The sequence below is a fragment of the Xanthomonas sp. WHRI 10204 genome (assembly GCF_040202875.1).
Classification (GTDB): Bacteria; Pseudomonadota; Gammaproteobacteria; order Xanthomonadales; family Xanthomonadaceae; genus Xanthomonas.
In genome coordinates, this window is the sequence record NZ_JBEGDW010000001.1 from 803,431 (window position 1) to 821,073 (window position 17,643).

Sequence of the window (17,643 nt, forward strand, 5' to 3'; positions counted from 1 at the left end):
CAGACCGCGCTGCCCGCAGCGTGCAACGACACTCTGGAGCCGGATAAGGCGGTCTCGGGGGCCTTGGTCTCGGTTCGTTCCGTGCCGGTCAAACCTTGAAACCCCGCTCGGCAGCCGCATCTGCACGGTATCGCCGGCGTTGCCGGCCACCCGTTCAGAGGATTTCCCATGCGGATGGACAAGCTCACCTCGCGGTTCCAGCAGGCACTGGCCGACGCACAGTCGCTGGCCGTGGGCCGCGACCACAACATCATCGAGCCGGTGCACGTGCTGGCCGCGCTGCTCGACCAGAGCGGTGGCAGCACGCGCCCGCTGCTGTCACAGGCCGGGGTCAACGTGCCGTCGCTGCGCGAGCGTCTTGGCGAGGCGCTGGATACCTTGCCCAAGGTCTCCGGGCAGGAAGGCAACCTGTCGATCGGTAACGATCTCAATCGCCTGCTCAACCAGACCGACAAGCTCGCTCAGCAACATGCCGATGCCTTCATCGCCAGCGAGTGGTTTGTGCTGGCCGCCGCCGACGACGCCAGCCCGCTGGGCGTAGCACTGCGCGCGGCCGGCGGCGACAAGAAGAAGATCGAAGCGGCTATCGACAAGCTGCGCGGCGGCGAAACCGTGCAATCGGAAAATGCCGAAGAGCAGCGCCAGGCGCTGGAGAAATACACCATCGATCTCACCGCGCGTGCGGAGAGCGGCAAGCTGGATCCGGTGATCGGCCGCGACGAAGAAATCCGCCGCACCATCCAGGTGTTGCAGCGGCGCACCAAGAACAACCCGGTGCTGATCGGCGAACCCGGCGTGGGCAAGACTGCGATTGTCGAAGGCCTGGCCCAGCGCATCATCAACGGCGAAGTGCCCGAAGGCCTGCGCGGCAAGCGGGTGCTGTCGCTGGACATGGGCGCGCTGATTGCCGGTGCCAAGTTCCGTGGCGAGTTCGAAGAGCGCTTGAAGGCGGTGCTCAGCGACCTGTCGAAGAACGAAGGCCAGATCATCCTGTTTATCGATGAGTTGCACACCATGGTGGGCGCGGGCAAGGCCGATGGCGCGATGGACGCCGGCAACATGCTCAAGCCGGCGCTGGCGCGCGGCGAGCTGCATTGCATCGGCGCCACCACGCTGGACGAATACCGCAAGTACATCGAAAAAGATGCGGCATTGGAGCGTCGCTTCCAGAAAGTGTTTGTGGGCGAGCCGACGGTGGAAGACACCATCGCCATCCTGCGTGGCTTGAAGGAACGCTACGCCGTGCACCACGGTGTAGAGATCACCGACCCGGCCATCGTGGCGGCGGCCACCTTGTCCAACCGCTACATCACCGACCGCCAGTTGCCGGATAAAGCCATCGACCTGATGGACGAGGCCGCATCGCGCATCCGCATGGAGATCGACTCCAAGCCGGAAGAACTCGACCGCCTGGAGCGCCGTCTGATCCAGCTCAAGATCCAGCGCGAGATGTTGAAGAAGGAAAAAGACGACGCCTCGCGTCAGCGCCTGGCCGACCTGGAAACCGATATCGACAAGCTCGAACGCGAGTTCTACGACCTCAACGAGCTGTGGAAGTCGGAGAAGGCTGCGCTGCAGGGCACCACCAAGGTCAAGGAGCAGATCGAGCACGCCAAGCTGGAGCTGGAAGCGGCGCAGCGTCGCCAGGACTACGCAAAGATGAGCGAGATCCAGTACGGCGTGTTGCCGCAGCTGGAAAAGCAGATGCTGCTGGCCAACGAAGTGGAGCATCATGACTTCAAGCTAGTGCAGGACCGCGTGACCGCCGAAGAAATTGCCGAAGTGGTGTCGCGTTGGACCGGCATTCCGGTCAACAAGATGCTCGAAGGCGAGCGCGATAAATTGCTGCGCATGGAAGACGAACTGCATCACCGCGTGGTCGGCCAGAACGAGGCGATCAAGGTGGTGTCCGATGCGGTGCGTCGCTCGCGTGCCGGCTTGTCCGACCCCAATCGTCCGAGTGGTTCGTTCCTGTTCCTGGGCCCGACCGGCGTGGGCAAGACCGAGTTGTGCAAGGCGTTGGCGGACTTCCTGTTCGACAGCACCGAAGCGATGATCCGCATCGACATGAGCGAGTTCATGGAGAAGCATTCGGTGTCGCGCCTGATCGGTGCGCCTCCGGGCTACGTGGGCTATGAGGAAGGCGGCTATCTCACCGAAGCGGTGCGCCGTCGCCCGTATTCGCTGATCCTGCTCGACGAGGTCGAAAAAGCGCATGCCGATGTCTTCAACATCCTGTTGCAGGTGCTCGACGATGGCCGTCTGACCGATGGTCAGGGCCGCACCGTGGACTTCCGCAACACGGTGATCGTGATGACCTCCAACCTGGGTTCGCATCAGATCCAGGAGCTCTCCGGCGACGACAGTGCCGAGGCCTACACGCAGATGAAGGCCGCGGTGATGGGCGTGGTGCAGGCGCATTTCCGCCCGGAGTTCATCAACCGGCTGGACGACATCGTGGTGTTCCATCCGCTGGACAAGGCGCAGATCAAGTCGATCGCGCGCATCCAGTTGCAGGGCCTGGAAAAGCGCTTGGCCGAACGCGGACTCAAGCTGGATCTGGACGATGCCGCGCTGGATTTGCTCGGCAACGTCGGTTTCGACCCGGTGTATGGCGCGCGACCGCTCAAGCGCGCGATCCAGTCGCAGGTGGAAAACCCGCTGGCCCAGCAGATCCTGTCCGGGCATTACATCAGCGGCGACACCGTGCGCGTGCGTGTCGAGGGTGGGCGTCTGGCGTTTACGAAGGGCTGATGAGGTTGGGCGATGGGGGCGTGTCGCAACGCCAATGGCATCGGAGCCATACACTGACGAAGCATCGTCTGTGGGCATCTCCACGCACCGGCGCCAACGGTTGACGCAATAGCGGGCACTGCGCAGGCAGTGCCCGGTATTGCGTTAGTGGGTTATCCCCGAGCCTCAGCTGCGGACATGCCGTGTCTTTCTACAAACCACCAGGCAGTAAGACTGCCAGCGCATCCAGGCTGCAGCAGGTCGCGCCGGCAGCTTTCGCAGGCCTGCGGCTGCAACGATGGAGCGCTACGGTCAAAGAGCGCCATCTTCGACCCAAGGTCTGAAAGCTGGGCAAGGCGTAGCGCGCATCGGCTTACTCCATGGCGTTGCAAGCAATGCGTCAGCTCAGGCCACGGTGCAACAAATGATCGGCAAATCAGCCATCGCTGGTGTCTCAGCCACCGACCACAACCGCCGATACGCGTGCAAGCGCCCTCAGTGACCGAAGCGTTCGCACGAAACCTGCAGGCGTTGCACGTGTTGGGTTGGTCGGTGCGCGGTGTCGCATCCGGCGTCGGGACACGCCGTGAATCCGTCCATGGAGGCTCGGTGGCGGCATCCATGCCGCCACACGGTCCCGCCGCCGGATACGCCACCACGCTTCCGCTGTTCGCCGTCGCCGATCGGCAAGCAGGGCCGGGCTCATCAGGTTGCATTAGGTGGATGGCGCAGGCGGTGCACGGCTGTGCTTACAACCGGGCGGCATGAGTTCATCACTGCGCGTTTGCAAACAAACGTGCGGTCCCGGCTATGGTCGGCATTCTTTCCGATAGCGAGCCGCACCATGACCGACCCGCAGTGGAAGCCCGAAACCATCGCCGTGCATGGCGGGTATTGCCCCGATCCGACCACGCGCGCGGTGGCGGTGCCGATCTACCAGACCGTTGCCTACGCCTTCGACAATACCCAGCACGGCGCGGATCTATTCGATCTGAAGGTGCAGGGCAATATCTATAGCCGCATCATGAACCCGACCAACGATGTGCTGGAACAGCGCGTCGCCGCACTTGAAGGCGGCATCGGAGCACTGGCGCTGGCGTCGGGGCAGGCGGCGGTGACCTACGCCATCCAGACCATCGCGGAGGTGGGCGACAACATCGTGTCGTCCAGTGCGTTGTATGGCGGTACCTACAACTTGTTCGCACATACGCTGCCGCAGTTCGGCATCAGCACGCGGTTTGCCGACTATCGCGATCCGCAGGCGTTTGCCGGCCTGATCGACGACCGTACCAAGGCGGTGTTCGTCGAGTCGATCGGCAATCCGCGCGGCAACATCACCGATATCGAAGCGGTGGCGGCCGTGGCGCATGCGCACGGCGTACCGCTGATCGTGGACAACACCGTGGCCACCCCGTCGTTGCTGCGGCCGATCGACTTCGGCGCAGACATCGTGGTGCATTCGCTGACCAAGTATCTCGGCGGGCATGGCAACAGTATCGGTGGTGCGATCGTGGACAGCGGGCGCTTTCCGTGGGCGGAGCACAAGGCACGGTTTCCGCGGCTCAACGAGCCGGACGTGAGCTACCACGGCGTGGTGTATACCGACGCGCTGGGCGAGGCCGCCTACATCGGCCGCGCACGGGTGGTGCCGCTGCGCAATACCGGGGCGGCGTTGTCGCCGTTCAATGCATTTTTGATCCTGCAAGGCATCGAAACCCTGCCGCTGCGCATGGAGCGCATCAATGCCAACACGTTGGCGATTGCGATATATCTGCAGCAACACGCGCGGGTGGCCTGGGTCAATTACGCCGCGTTGCCGGATCATCCCGAGCATGCGCTGGCGCAGAAGTATCTGGGCGGGCACGGCTCGGGTGTGCTGACCTTCGGCCTGCCCGGTGGACGTGCGGCGGGTGCGCGGTTTCTGGATGCGCTGCAGTTGTTCACGCGACTGGTCAACATCGGCGATGCCAAATCGCTGGCGACGCATCCTGCATCCACCACGCACCGGCAACTTGATCCTGCCGAACTGGAACATGCCGGCGTCAGCGAAGACACCGTGCGCCTGTCGATCGGCATCGAACATATCGACGATCTGCTGGCGGATCTGGAGCAGGCGCTACAGGGAGCGTGAGGTTTTAGCGCAGCCAACACTTCGACTGTGCTCACCGCCAGGCGAGCGCGGCCGGTACTCGGTGCGGCAGGTACCACGCGTCCACTCCGGTTCCTCCGCGCCGTCCACACCCACCTGACGACTGCTCGCTACGTTTTGTTGGCCACTCTTGGAACAGCGCTCCCGTCGGATACCGAGGCACGGTGCGCGCGCCACCGGCGCGCGTGTCTTGGTGCGCTCGTACTGCTAGCGCGGAGCGGGGTTGGGCTGGGTATGGCAAAGCACGGTGCCCGCCGGTACTGGCTTCGGTAAGGGCGGCAGCGCGGCTGGGGATCGGCTCTTCGGCTCGGTCAGACATCCTGTCTGACTCGCCGCCGCGGCACATCCTTGTGCCGCTCTCCGCCAATCCCCAGCCGCGCTGCCGCCTCGTGACGTCGCTTCCATGACCCGGACATCTTGAACACGCCAATGACGCTTGGCTTGAGCCCCTCTCCCGCCCGGAGCGGCTAGGCCCTCTCTCTTCGGGGCGAGTAGGTACAGCTGCCCGCCATGCGCGGGTGCCTTGGAGCGCACGCGCCGCAAGCGCGGGTCGGGGCGCGGAGCGGGGGGATGGATCGCCGGCTCAATTACGGGGGCGAAGCCCACGCATATGTGCGAGATAAAGCTCGATGGCGGACATGCAAGCAACCCCAGCATGCTGCTTGCATCCATGGCATTAGGTTGCGCTGCGTCCCCTCATCCAGCGCTGCGCGCCACCTTCTCCCGATGGGACAAGCAATCAGCTGTCACCACCCCGGCGCGTGGCGACGCGCTGCGCTTGGTCGGTCGCACCAGGCCACTGAGGCGCCAGCCAATCCTGCTACCATGCGCGCCCCTGAGGTGACTGCCGGCTGGCCGGTGGTTTAAACGGGAATCCGGTGCGCGCATCGCCTTGGGCGAGTCGCAATTCCGGAGCTGCCCCCGCAACGGTGGGCGAGACAAGGGTCTGCACGTCACGCCACTGTGCTTTGCATGGGAAGGCGCAGACCCGGGAAGCATCCGCTTCCGCTCGCAAGCCCGGAGACCGGCCTGAGGGATTGACCCGGCACGCGGTGGGCGTGGCCTTGCGCGTCCGATGCTGCTGCGTCGGGCGGCTGGCCCGTTGCTGCGTGTCGCCCCATTGCCCCCGCGCGGGTCGGCGCGGTTTCAGGAGCAGCAGTAGATGTCCCTTTCTTCCGTTTTGCCGCGTCGCGCCGTGTTGGCCGCGGGGTTGTCGCTGTGCGTGATCAATCTGGCCCAGGCCGAAGCCGCCATCGATCTGGACGAAGTGGTGGTCACCGCTTCGCGGACCGCGCAGACCCAGGACCAGACGCTGGCGCCGGTCACGGTGATCGACCGTGCGCAGATCGAGCGCCGCCAGATCAATTCGCTGCAGGACCTGCTGCGTGGCGAAGCCGGGGTGTCGCTGGCCAATAACGGTGGTCCGGGCAAGGCGACCTCGTTGTTCCTGCGCGGCACCGAATCGGATCATCTGGTGGTGCTGATCGACGGCGTGCGCATCGGCTCGGCCACCGCCGGCGGTGCGGCGTTACAGGACCTGCCGATCGAGCAGATCGAGCGCATCGAGATCGTGCGCGGGCCGTTTTCCAGCCTGTATGGCTCCGAAGCGCTGGGCGGCGTGATCCAGATCTTTACCCGTCGCCCGCAAGGCAGCTTCGTGCCGACGCTGAGCGTGGCGGCCGGCAGCGACAATGCGCGCCGTTATGGCGCCGGTGTCGCCGGACGCAGCCAGGGCGATCTGAGCGAAGCCGGCGGCTGGTATTCGGTCAACGCCGTGCATGACGAAACCGATGGCATCAATGCGTATCTGGACACCAGCTCCAGTGCCTACGATCCGGATCGCGACGGCTATCGCAACGATTCGCTGAGCGCGCAGGGCGGCTGGCGCTTCAATCGGCAGTGGGATGCGGACGTGCACGCTCTGCGCGCGCAGAGCCGCAACGAATACGACGGCTCGGCTTTCGGCGGCAATCTGTCCAAGGGCGTGCAGCAGGCCGTGGGCGGGCGCGTGCGCTATGCGCCCAGCGATGCGCTGACGTTCACCGCCAGCCTGGGCAGCAGCGCCGATTTCAGCGACGCGTATTACGAGGGTGCGTACCTGTCGACCTACGACACACGCCGCAAGCAGGGCTCGCTGCAGGCCGATGTCAACACCGGGCCGGGCCTGCTCACGGTCGGTTTCGACTGGCAGCGCGACGCCATCGCCAGCAGCGACACCTACGACGCCGATAGCCGCATCGACCGCGCTGCGTTTGCGCAGTGGCAGCAGAGCTTCGGCAGCCAGTCGTTGCAAGCCAGCCTGCGTCGCAACGACAACAGCCAGTTTGGTGGCAAGACCACCGGCAGCCTGTTGTGGGGCTGGGACTTCGCCGAGCATTTGCGCGTGACCGCCAGCTACGGCACTGCGTTCAAGGCGCCCACCTTCAACGAGTTGTACTACCCGGATTACGGCAATCCGTTGCTGGGGCCGGAGACCTCCAAGAGCGCCGAGCTGGGGCTGCGCGGCAGCTACGACTGGGGCACCTGGACGCTCAATGCCTTCCAGACCCGCATCGACGATCTGATCGCCTACGACGCCTCGCTGGTGGATGCCACCCATCCGTTCGGGCAGCCGAACAACATCGACCAGGCGCGCATTCGCGGTGTGGAAGCCGGCTACGACACCCAGCTGGCCGGCTGGACCGTGCGCAGCGCGCTGACCTGGCTGCAGCCGCAGGCCGATGGCGAGGTCAATCACGGCAACTGGTTGCCGCGGCGTGCGCGGCAGAGCGGGCGCATTGATGCCGACCGCAGCTTCGGTGCCTTCAGCGTCGGCGCTAGCCTGTTCGGTTCCGGCAAGCGTTACGACGATCTGGCCAACACCGAGCGGCTGGCCGGCTACGGCCTGCTGGATCTGCGCGTGAGCTATGCGATCGACGCGGACTGGAAGGTACAGTTCACCGCAAACAATGTCTTCGACCGCCAGTACGAGACCGCACGCTGGTATGCGCAGCCGGGGCGCAATTATCTGCTCACCTTCCGCTACCAGGCGGCGCAGTAACGCGCGGCAGCCGATGGCATGTGCGATGGCGGGATGCATGCGGCCGATAGCGACCGGCCGCAGCATCGCGCAACTCCTCGCACTGGCGGCAGTGCGTCGCTCCAACGCACCACTGAGCAATCGGCTGCCGCGGGACCGCCAGTGACCCGGCAGCATCAGCAGCAATGTGCCACTCGTACACTGCAGCATCTCCCGTTTGCCTGTCTCCACTGCTAGCGCATCTGCGTCTGTACTCGAAGGAACACCGATGACCCCGCTCTCCCGTCCCGCCGAACGTGCTGTCTTCATCAGCTTGATGCTGGTGATGACTGCCACCCGCTTCCATCACGTCAGCGACTGGCTGCATCTGCCGGATGCGTCGATGGCGGTGTTCTTTCTGGGCGGTCTGGCACTGCGACGGCATGCGTTTTTTGTCGCCCTGCTGGTGTTGTCGGTGGTGATCGATTGGGCCGCGGTCACGGTGGCCGGTGTCAGCGACTTCTGCATCACCGCCGCCTACGCGGCGCTACCGTTGGCGTACGGGGTGCTGTGGTATGCCGGCCGGGCCTATCACGCGCGCCTTCGCCCGGATGCGAGGTCAATGTGGATTGCGTGGGGGCTGGGCACCTTGGCCGCAGTGGTGTCGTTCCTGATTTCCAACGGCGCGTTCTACTGGTGGGGCGGGCGCTATGCCGAGCCGCATTGGGCGCAGTATCTGCAGCGCGCAGCGCAGTGGGGCCCGTTGTTCGTGCGTACCACCGCGCTGTATCTGGCGGTTGCGCTTGCCGGTGCGTGGTGTGTGTTGCGCTGGCGTGCCGCGCGCATTGCGGCGCCGTTATCGGCCCCGCTGGAGCGGTCATGACGATTGCGCGGCAAACGCGCACGCCGGCACGCGCGCCACTGCAAGGCACCGCCGCATGGATGTGCGGTAGCGCGTTGGTGCTGTTGATGGTGTGCACGCGCGGCGAGCATTTCGCCAGCGTGGATGCATTGCCCAGCGCATCCTGGGCAGTGTTTTTTCTGGCTGGTGCCTTGTTGCGCCCGCGGTGGATGCTGCCGTTGCTGTTCGGGGTGGCGTCTGCGCTGGATCTGATCGGCCTGGTCTCCGGCAGCATCAGCGATTGGTGTCTGTCGCCGGCCTATTGGGCACTGGCGTTGGCGTATGCAGCATTGTGGTTGGGTGGGCGCGTGTATGCCTCGCAGCTGCACCGCGACGTGTGGCGCGATGCGGCCCGCCTGCTGTGCGCAGTGCTGCTCAGCGGCAGCCTGGCGTATCTGCTCTCCAAGGGCGGCTTCTACTTCTTATCCGGCCGTTATCCGCAGGCCACGCTGGGCGGTTTTGTCGCGCGCGTGCCTGACTATTATCCGCACGCACTCGGCACACTGGCAGGCTATGTCGGCGTCGCTTTCGCGCTGCTGGCTGCACTACGTGGCATCGTCGCACGTCACCCGATTGGAGCAAGCGCATGAGCACACCCGAACACGACGACGCGCATTACCGCGAACGCGCGCAGCGCAAGAAGGAGCTGGTGGACAGACGTATCGCACGCGCGGTCATCGACCGTGGCGTGTTGCTGGTCAATACCGGCAACGGCAAGGGCAAGAGTTCGTCCGGCTTCGGCATGCTGGCGCGTTCGCTCGGGCATGGCCTGTACTGCGGGGTGGTGCAATTCATCAAAGGCACGTTTTCCACCGGCGAAGAAGCGTTTTTCCGCCGCTTTCCGGATCTGCTCGACTACCACGTGATGGGCGAAGGCTTTACCTGGGAAACCCAGGACCGTGCACTCGATATCGCCGCTGCGCAGGCCGCCTGGCAACTGGCGCGCGGCATGCTGGCCGACCCGCGCTACGACTTCGTGCTGCTGGACGAACTCAATATCGCCTTGGTCAAGGACTACATCGCGCTGGACGAGGTGCTCGCAGCCGTGGCTGCGCGTCCGCCGGGGCAGCATGTGGTGATCACCGGGCGCGGTGCGCCGGCCGGGTTGATCGAGGTCGCCGACACCGTCACCGAGATGCGCCTGATCAAGCATGCCTTCAACGCCGGCATCAAGGCGCAGCTCGGCATCGAGTTGTAGGCATGACCACGCGCGTGCAATTGCCTGCAGCTGCATCGGCGTGTGTCCTGTCATGACGCAGAGCGGCCCACCATGGCGCTGGTGATTGCCACGGCCGCCGTGCTGCTGGATCTGCTGCTGGGCGAACCGCGGCGCGCGCATCCGCTGGTGCTGTTCGGCCACTGGGCACAGCGCGTGGAAGCACGCCTGTACCGCGATCGTCGCGGTGCAGGCGTGCTGGCCTGGTGCACGACGGTGGTGCCATGGACGCTCCTGGCAGCCGCGTTGCAAGCGCTGCTGTGGTGGTGGTCGGCGTGGGCGGCAACTGTCTTTGCCGCCGTCATGCTGTACCTGGCGCTGGGATTGCGCAGCCTGGGCGAACATGCGCAGCCGGTGATCGACGCATTGCAGGCCGACGACCTGGCAGCGGCGCGTCTGGCCGTGGGCCGCATCGTCAGCCGTGACACCGCCGCGCTCGATGCCACGCAGGTTGCCGCCGCAGCGACCGAGTCGGTGTTGGAAAACGGCAGCGATGCGGTATTTGCCGCGCTGTTTTGGGGTGTGCTGCTCGGCGCGCCGGGTGCAGTGCTGTATCGGCTGTCCAATACGCTGGATGCGATGTGGGGCTATCGCACGCCGCGCTACACCAACTTCGGCTGCGCTGCGGCGCGTATCGACGATGTGCTCAATTGGGTGCCCGCGCGGCTCACCGCCGTGACGTACGCGCTGCTCGGCCGCAGCCGTACCGGCATGCGCTGCGCCTGGCAGCAGGGGCGCGGCTGGAAGAGCCCCAATGCCGGTCCGGTGATGGCGGCAGGTGCCGGCGCGCTGCAGGTGCAACTGGGTGGGCCAGCGCCGTACCACGGCCACTGGCAGACACGGCCGCAGCTGGGCGAGGGCATGCCGGCCAGCGCCGGCAGTGTGCGCCGTGCGCTTCTGCTGGTGCGTGCCGGGGTGCTGCTGTGGTTGTTGCTCGGTGCACTGGCGTTGGCGCTGGTGACGCCATGACCGGCCACAACTCCCTCACGCGCAGGCGCTGCGTGGACCATCGGCAATCTCTGTGCAGTCACGCACCATCTCGTGGAGTCGCTCATGCTTGAACACGGAGGCCGGTTGCGCCGCGCCGCGCAGACCTACGGGATTGCGTTGTCGCACTGGCTGGATCTGTCCACCGGGGTGAGCCCGTTCGCCTGGCCCGTGCCTGCCATCCCGGAGCAGGTGTGGCAGCGTTTGCCGGAAGACGACGATGGTCTGGTCGGCAGCGCCGCGGCCTATTACGGGGCGCCGCACGTATTGCCGGTGGCCGGTTCGCAGGCGGCGATTCAGGCCTTGCCGCTGTTGCGCAGCCGCAGCCGGGTGGGCGTGCTGGCACCGGGGTATGCCGAACATACACACGCGTGGCGACGCGCCGGCCACACCGTCGTGCCGCTGCCGGCGGGGCCGTTGCTGCAGACGGCGGAGACCTTCGATGTGGTGGTGCTGATCCATCCCAATAACCCAGGTGCAGAGACCTTCGATCGCGAAGTGCTGTTGCAGCTGCATGCACGTCTGGCAGCACGCGGTGGTTGGTTGGTGATCGACGAAGCCTTCATGGATGCCACGCCGCACGACAGCGTGTGCGCGCAGACCCCGCAGCCTGGCTTGATCGTGCTGCGCTCGGTCGGCAAGTTCTTCGGCATGGCCGGCGCGCGGGCCGGGTTTGTGTGCGCGCAGCCGCAGCTACTGGATGCACTGCGCGAGCAGTTGGGGCCATGGACGGTGAGCGGCCCCACCCGCTGGGCGTTGCAGCAGGCGTTGGCAGATATCCACTGGCACGCGCAGGCCCGCGAACGCCTGCACGCGGCATCGCAGCGGCTTGCGCAGCTGTTGCGCAGCCACGCGATCGCACCCACCGCAGGCACTGCGTTTTTCCAATGGTGTCGGCGCGACGATGCGGCGGTGTTGCATGCGGCGCTGGCGCAACGCGGCATCCTGACCCGCCTGTTCGATACCCCGGCCAGCCTGCGCTTCGGCCTGCCGCCCGATGCAGCCGCCGAAGCACGCCTGGATGCGGCACTGGGCGAGGTGTTGGCGTGAACGCACGCGTGTTGATGGTGCAGGGCTGCACCTCCGATGCCGGCAAGAGCACGCTGGTGGCCGCGCTATGCCGCTGGCTGCATCGCCAGGGCGTGGCGGTGGCGCCGTTCAAGCCGCAGAACATGGCGCTGAACTCGGCAGTCACCGTCGATGGTGGCGAGATCGGCCGCGCGCAAGCGGTGCAGGCGCAAGCCTGCGGACTAGAGCCGCACACCGACTTCAACCCGGTATTGCTCAAACCCAATAGCGACACCGGCGCGCAGGTGATCGTGCATGGGCACCCGGTCGCCACGCTGGATGCGGTGGGCTACCACGCTTACAAGGCCACCGCGCTTGCCGCGGTGTTGGCCTCGCACGCACGGCTGGTCGAGCGTTTCGAGGTGGTGCTGGTGGAAGGCGCCGGCAGCCCGGCGGAGATCAATCTGCGCGCCAACGATATCGCCAACATGGGCTATGCCGAGGCGGTGGATTGCGCAGTGATCCTGATTGCCGACATCGACCGTGGCGGCGTGTTCGCGCATCTGGTCGGCACCTTGGCCTTGCTGTCCCAGAGCGAACGCGCACGCGTTGCCGGGTTTGTCATCAACCGGTTTCGTGGCGATCTGGCGCTGTTGCAACCGGGCCTGGACTGGCTGGAACGCGAAACCGGCAAGCCGGTGCTCGGCGTGTTGCCGTATCTGCACGGTCTGCAGCTGGAGGCCGAAGATGCGCTGCCACGGCAGGCGCTGCACAAGCCGCACGCGCAGCTGCGCGTGGTGGTGCCGGTGCTGCCGCGGATCAGCAACCACACCGATTTCGATGCCTTGCTGGCGCATCCGCAGGTGGAGGTGCAACTGGTCGGCCCGGGCCAGACGCCACCGCCCTGCGATCTGATCGTGCTGCCCGGCAGCAAGGCGACGCGCCAGGATCTGCAGTGGCTGCGCGCGCACGGCTGGGACACCGCCATCGCACGCCACCTGCGGTATGGCGGCAAGCTGCTCGGGATCTGCGGCGGTCTGCAGATGCTGGGCGAGCAGATCCACGACCCCGATGGCATCGAAGGCCCGGCCGGCAGCAGTGCCGGGTTGGGCTGGCTGGCACTGGACACGCAGTTGCACGCGCACAAGCAATTGCACCGCGTACACGGGCGCCTGGCGTTCGGCGATGCAGCTGCCAGCGGCTATGAAATCCACTGCGGAATCAGCACCGGTGCTGCGTTGGCGCGGCCGCTGGTGCAGCTGGACGATGGCCGCAGCGATGGCGCCATTTCCGACGACGGCCAGGTGCTGGGCACCTATCTGCACGGCATCTTCGATCACCCGCAGGCACTGGCCGCGTTACTCGCATGGGCCGGCCTGGCGCAGGCAACGCCGCTGGATCTGGCGGCGTTGCGCGAGGCCACGCTCGACCGTCTTGCCGATGCGGTGCACACGCATTTAGACACCGCCGCGCTGACGCGGCTCACCAGCAAGGAACCGGCATGCGGCAGTTGATTCTGGGTGGCGCGCGCTCGGGCAAGAGTGCACTGGCCGAACGCTTCGCCGCCAGCGCGGCCGAGCACGTGTGCTATGTGGCCACCGCACAGGCGTTCGATGACGAAATGCAGCAACGCATCGCCCATCACCGCAGCCAGCGCCCGCCGCATTGGCAGTGTGTGGAAGAACCCATCGCATTGGCCGCGACGCTGCAGGCGCTGGCCGCGCCCGATCGCTGCGTACTGGTCGATTGCCTGACGCTGTGGCTGAGCAACTTGCTGGGCCACCCGGATGCGGGCGCATTTGCGCGCGAACGCGACGCACTGCTCGCAACGCTGCCCCAGTTGCCTGGGCAGATCGTACTGGTCAGCAACGAAGTGGGGCAGGGCATCGTGCCACTGGGCGAACTCACGCGTCGTTTCGTCGACGAAGCCGGCCGGCTGCATCAGGCATTGGCGCTACAGTGCGAGCGTGTGGTGTTTGTCGTGGCGGGTTTGCCGATGGTGTTGAAGGGAGAACAGCTGTGAGTAGCGACTGGATCTTTGCCGCATGCGCAGTGCCGGATGCGCGCGTGCGCGCGGCTGCGCTGGAACGGCAGGAACAACTGACCAAACCGCCCGGCGCGTTGGGCCGGCTGGAGCAACTGGCCGTGCAATTGGCGGCCTGGCAACGCAACGCGCAGCCGACCGTGCAGCGCGTGTGGATTGCGGTGTACGCGGCCGACCATGGCGTTGCCGCCGAAGGCGTGTCGGCGTTTCCGCAGGCGGTCACCGGTGAGATGGTGCGCAATTTCGCACGCGGCGGTGCGGCTATCGCAGTGCTGGCGCGCGAACTCGGTGCGCGGCTGGAAGTGGTGAATCTGGGTGTGGTCAACGACCCCGGCGAGTTGCCGCGCGTACGTCGCGCCTGGATCGCACCCTCCAGCGCCAATATCTGCGAGCAACCGGCGATGACGCCCAGCCAGTTGCGCGACGCGCTGGACGCCGGTGCGGAGAGCATCGCGCAGGCCAAAAGTTGCGACACGCAGTTGTTTGTCGGCGGCGAAATGGGCATCGGCAACACCACCGCCGCTGCCGCGTTGGGCTGCGCGCTGTTGTCGCAGTTTCCGCAGGCGATGGCCGGCGCCGGCACCGGCCTGGACGCCGAAGGCATCGCGCACAAGGCAACGGTGATCAGCCGCGCATTGGCCTTGCACGCCGACGCCACCACGCCGCTGGAACGGTTGCGCCGGCTCGGCGGGTTCGAGATCGCCGCCCTGGTCGGCGCGTATATCGCCGCCGCGCAGGCCGGCATTCCGGTGCTGGTAGATGGCTTCATCACCACCGCTGCGGCGCTGGTAGCCACTCGTCTGAATCCCGGTGTGCGCGAATGGCTGTTGTTCGGACATCGCTCAAAGGAGCGCGGCCACGCCGCGTTGCTACGCGCCCTGGATGCCGAGCCGTTGCTGCAACTGGACCTGCGCCTGGGCGAAGCCAGCGGCGCAGCGGTGGCGATTCCATTACTACGCAGCGCCTGCGCCTTGCACAACGGCATGGCCACCTTTGCCGAAGCCGGAGTGTCCGACGCATGAGCACGCAGATCACCTTGCTGCGGCACGGCGACACCGGGCAGCGCAGCTATCGCGGCCATCTCGACGACCCGCTCACCGAGCTGGGTTGGCAGCAATTGCGCGCGGCCACCGCCGAGGGCGAATGGGAGGTGGTGGTGTCGTCCACCTTGCAGCGCTGCGCAGCCTTCGCTACCGAACTGGCCGACGCGCGCGGCTTGCCGCTGCAGCTGGACGCACGGCTGCGCGAATATCACTTTGGCCGCTGGCAAGGCGTGCCGGTGGCCGAGATTGATCGCGACGAAGGCGAAGCGCTTGGCCTTTTCTGGGCCGACCCGCTGCGCTACCCGCCGCCGCAGGCAGAACCCTTCGAGGCGTTCTGTGCGCGGCTCGCCGCGGCGCTGGATGCGGTGGTCGCCACCTACCCGGCGCGTCGCGTGCTGGTTGTCACCCATGGCGGTGCCATCCGTGCAGTGCACTGCATGGTGGCCGGCAACGGATTCGGCCGCATGACCGAGCTGGCGGTGCCGCACGCCTCGCTGCATCCGCTGGCCTGGCCACCGGCCAACGGCGTTGCCGCAGCGCTGCCATCGGTGCCGGCAGCAGCGCCGAAGTCTGCACACGACGCCGGATGATCGATGGGCTGCTCGCGGCGATCGGCTTCCTGACCCGCATTCCGGTACCCAGCGCGGTGTTCGCCCGGCCGGGCGTGCAGGCGCGTTCGTTGCCGTGGTATCCGGCGGTCGGCCTGCTGCTCGGTGCGCTGCTGTGTGGCCTGGCGTGGTGCCTGCGCGATGTCGCGCCATTACTGGGCGCGGCATTGCTGTTGAGCGCATGGACCTGGCTGACCGGCGCCCTGCACCTGGACGGGCTGGCCGACATGACCGACGCCTGGGTCGGCGGCATGGGCGACCGCGCACGCACGCTCGCGATCATGAAAGACCCCACCAGCGGACCGATGGCAGTCACCGCCGTGGTGCTGGTCTTGCTGCTCAAATGCGCCGCATTGGCCACATTGCTGCCGCACGCACCGGGTGCGCTGTGGCTGGCGCCATTGCTGGCACGTGCCGCGGTGGTGGCGGCATTTTTGACCACGCCATATGTGCGCGCTGGCGGCCTGGGCAGCGCGCTGGTCGCCGCACCACGCACAAGCTTGTGGCTGGCGTTGATACTGGCGACCGTGGTCTGCATCGCTGCCGGTATGGCGGGCGCGGCTCTGTGCCTCGGTAGTGCTGCACTGGTCTTCGTTCTATGGCGCCGCGCCTGCATGCAGCGCCTGGATGGCATGACGGGCGATACCTGCGGCGCGCTGGTGGAACTGACCGAAACCGCGGTGCTGGTGATGCTGGCGGTGTGGCTGGGTTGAGCCGCACGCTGTCCAATGGGGTGCAACATTCCGCAAGATCGGGACCGCGCTGGCACGCGATGCAGACGATGCTGATGCCGTTACCAGGGAGCCAACACCATGCATGCAGCAGACTCAGCGGTTAGCAGTTGGCAACGCGGCGTGGAGCGCGTCATCGCGCATCTGCAGGCCAGCATTCGCAGCGGCGCCGCATTGCCGGATTTGGCCGAATTGGCAGGCATCGCGCACCAGTCGCCGTATCACTTCCATCGGGTCTATCGCGCCCTGACCGGTGAGACCGTGGGCCACACGGTGGCACGCTTGCGGTTGAGTCAAGCCCTGCATTTGTTGGGCAGCGACGATGCGTCGGTGACCGAGGTCGCGCTCGCAGTCGGTTACCAGACGCCACAAGCACTGGCGCGTGCCTGCCGCGGCGCACTGCAGGCCAGTCCCACCGTCTTGCGCTCGACACCCGCATTGCGGGCCAGCAAATTGCAGCAGTTATCGACGCCGGCAACGTTGGCAAACAGCCCGTCAGCACTGCTGCAGGTTAGCGTGCAGACGCTGGAGCCATTCGAATTGGTGGTGCTACGCAAGCGCGGCGCGTTCGACGACCTGGATCGCGGCTTCGGCCGGATTGTGGCCTGGGCGGCGCGCGCCGGCATCGTCGACAGCCTGCAGTGTCTGGTGGGATTGCCGCTGAGCGATCATCGCGACGTTCCGGCCCACGCGCATCTGTTCGAATGCGGTGTGGGGTTCGACGCAGTGGCCATGCCAGCAGCGCCCTTGCAGTTGCGCCGTCTGGACGGCGGACCGCACGCCGTCCTGCGCCACGTGGGTTCGTATGCCGCGCTGGAAGATGCGCTGGACCAACTATTGGCTGCCTGGCTGCCCGGCAGCGGCTACCTGCTGCGCGATGCACCGCTGCATTACCTGTATCTGGACGATCCGGAAGAAACACCCGAAGCGATTCTGCGCGCCGATATTCGGGTGCCGGTGGCGGCGATCCAAAAGCGTGGTTGAGGTGACGGACGCAGTGCCGCACGCGTAGCTGAGTTGCAGAGCGATTGTGCAAGCTGTTGCCTTCGCGCGAAACATCTGCATGCGCAGGGCCGACATGCTCGCTGAGTTGCTTTCAGAGCGGCCAACAAAACGTAGCGAGCAGTCGTCAGATTGGTATGGACGGTGCGGAGGAACCGGAGTGTAAGCGTGGTCCATGCTGCACCGAGCATCGGCCGCGCCCGCCTGGCGGTGAGCACAGTCC

14 protein-coding genes, 2 other RNA genes and 1 riboswitch are annotated in these 17,643 nt (G+C 66.1%); of the genes, 15 read left to right on the forward strand and 1 reads right to left on the reverse strand.

The annotated features are described in order from the left end of the window. The first annotated feature begins 168 nt into the window (after positions 1–168). The 15 genes from clpB to ABQZ00_RS03595 all read left to right on the forward strand — a co-directional run bounded on the left by clpB (position 169) and on the right by ABQZ00_RS03595 (position 17,402). Positions 169–2,754, forward strand: coding sequence for an ATP-dependent chaperone ClpB (gene clpB, locus ABQZ00_RS03525; RefSeq protein ID WP_115528713.1), 2,586 nt, complete (start codon positions 169–171; stop codon positions 2,752–2,754). Positions 2,755–3,577: 823 nt separating this feature from the next. Continuing rightward, the gene (locus ABQZ00_RS03530; protein WP_323537580.1) at positions 3,578–4,864 is read left to right on the forward strand and encodes an O-acetylhomoserine aminocarboxypropyltransferase/cysteine synthase family protein; all 1,287 of its coding nucleotides are present in this window, start codon (positions 3,578–3,580) and stop codon (positions 4,862–4,864) included. 68 nt (positions 4,865–4,932) lie between these two features. Continuing rightward, positions 4,933–5,008, forward strand: a non-coding RNA gene (locus ABQZ00_RS03535) — sX9 sRNA. Positions 5,009–5,703: 695 nt separating this feature from the next. Next, positions 5,704–5,929: riboswitch (cobalamin riboswitch) on the forward strand. A gap of 115 nt (positions 5,930–6,044) precedes the next feature. Beyond that, positions 6,045–7,922: a TonB-dependent vitamin B12 receptor gene (gene btuB, locus ABQZ00_RS03540; RefSeq protein WP_323537579.1), complete on the forward strand. Its 1,878-nt coding sequence runs from the start codon at positions 6,045–6,047 to the stop codon at positions 7,920–7,922. A gap of 247 nt (positions 7,923–8,169) precedes the next feature. Then, positions 8,170–8,763: a hypothetical protein gene (locus ABQZ00_RS03545; RefSeq protein WP_323537578.1), complete on the forward strand. Its 594-nt coding sequence runs from the start codon at positions 8,170–8,172 to the stop codon at positions 8,761–8,763. Next, a complete protein-coding gene (locus ABQZ00_RS03550) occupies positions 8,760–9,371 on the forward strand; it encodes a hypothetical protein (RefSeq protein WP_503064237.1) in 612 nt (203 codons plus the stop codon). The genes ABQZ00_RS03545 and ABQZ00_RS03550 overlap by 4 nt, the downstream gene beginning before the upstream one ends. Then, on the forward strand, positions 9,368–9,979 hold the full coding sequence (gene cobO / locus ABQZ00_RS03555; RefSeq protein WP_055848972.1) for a cob(I)yrinic acid a,c-diamide adenosyltransferase: 612 nt from the start codon (positions 9,368–9,370) through the stop codon (positions 9,977–9,979). Before ABQZ00_RS03550 ends, cobO begins: the two co-directional genes overlap by 4 nt. Before the next feature lie 72 nt (positions 9,980–10,051). Continuing rightward, positions 10,052–10,966 (forward strand): adenosylcobinamide-phosphate synthase CbiB, encoded by a 915-nt coding sequence (gene cbiB / locus ABQZ00_RS03560; RefSeq protein WP_323537577.1) that lies wholly within the window; start codon positions 10,052–10,054, stop codon positions 10,964–10,966. A gap of 84 nt (positions 10,967–11,050) precedes the next feature. After that, positions 11,051–12,034: a threonine-phosphate decarboxylase CobD gene (gene cobD / locus ABQZ00_RS03565; protein WP_323537576.1), complete on the forward strand. Its 984-nt coding sequence runs from the start codon at positions 11,051–11,053 to the stop codon at positions 12,032–12,034. Further along, entirely contained in the window at positions 12,031–13,506 is a 1,476-nt protein-coding gene (locus ABQZ00_RS03570) for a cobyric acid synthase (RefSeq protein WP_323537575.1), read from the forward strand. The genes cobD and ABQZ00_RS03570 overlap by 4 nt, the downstream gene beginning before the upstream one ends. Further along, positions 13,494–14,015: a bifunctional adenosylcobinamide kinase/adenosylcobinamide-phosphate guanylyltransferase gene (cobU, locus tag ABQZ00_RS03575; RefSeq protein WP_323537574.1), complete on the forward strand. Its 522-nt coding sequence runs from the start codon at positions 13,494–13,496 to the stop codon at positions 14,013–14,015. Before ABQZ00_RS03570 ends, cobU begins: the two co-directional genes overlap by 13 nt. After that, positions 14,012–15,058 carry a nicotinate-nucleotide--dimethylbenzimidazole phosphoribosyltransferase gene (gene cobT, locus ABQZ00_RS03580; RefSeq protein WP_323537573.1) on the forward strand — a complete coding sequence of 349 codons (1,047 nt, stop codon included), beginning with the start codon at positions 14,012–14,014 and terminating at the stop codon, positions 15,056–15,058. The genes cobU and cobT overlap by 4 nt, the downstream gene beginning before the upstream one ends. Beyond that, positions 15,055–15,669: a histidine phosphatase family protein gene (locus tag ABQZ00_RS03585; protein ID WP_323537572.1), complete on the forward strand. Its 615-nt coding sequence runs from the start codon at positions 15,055–15,057 to the stop codon at positions 15,667–15,669. Before cobT ends, ABQZ00_RS03585 begins: the two co-directional genes overlap by 4 nt. Beyond that, positions 15,666–16,400, forward strand: a complete 735-nt coding sequence (locus tag ABQZ00_RS03590; protein WP_323537571.1) for an adenosylcobinamide-GDP ribazoletransferase — start codon at positions 15,666–15,668, stop codon at positions 16,398–16,400. The genes ABQZ00_RS03585 and ABQZ00_RS03590 overlap by 4 nt, the downstream gene beginning before the upstream one ends. 99 nt (positions 16,401–16,499) lie before the next feature. Continuing rightward, positions 16,500–17,402 (forward strand): AraC family transcriptional regulator, encoded by a 903-nt coding sequence (locus ABQZ00_RS03595; protein ID WP_323537570.1) that lies wholly within the window; start codon positions 16,500–16,502, stop codon positions 17,400–17,402. A gap of 119 nt (positions 17,403–17,521) precedes the next feature. On the opposite strand, the gene ABQZ00_RS03600 is transcribed toward ABQZ00_RS03595, so the two are convergent. Next, positions 17,522–17,597: non-coding RNA, sX9 sRNA (locus ABQZ00_RS03600), on the reverse strand. Between the last annotated feature and the right edge of the window lie 46 nt (positions 17,598–17,643).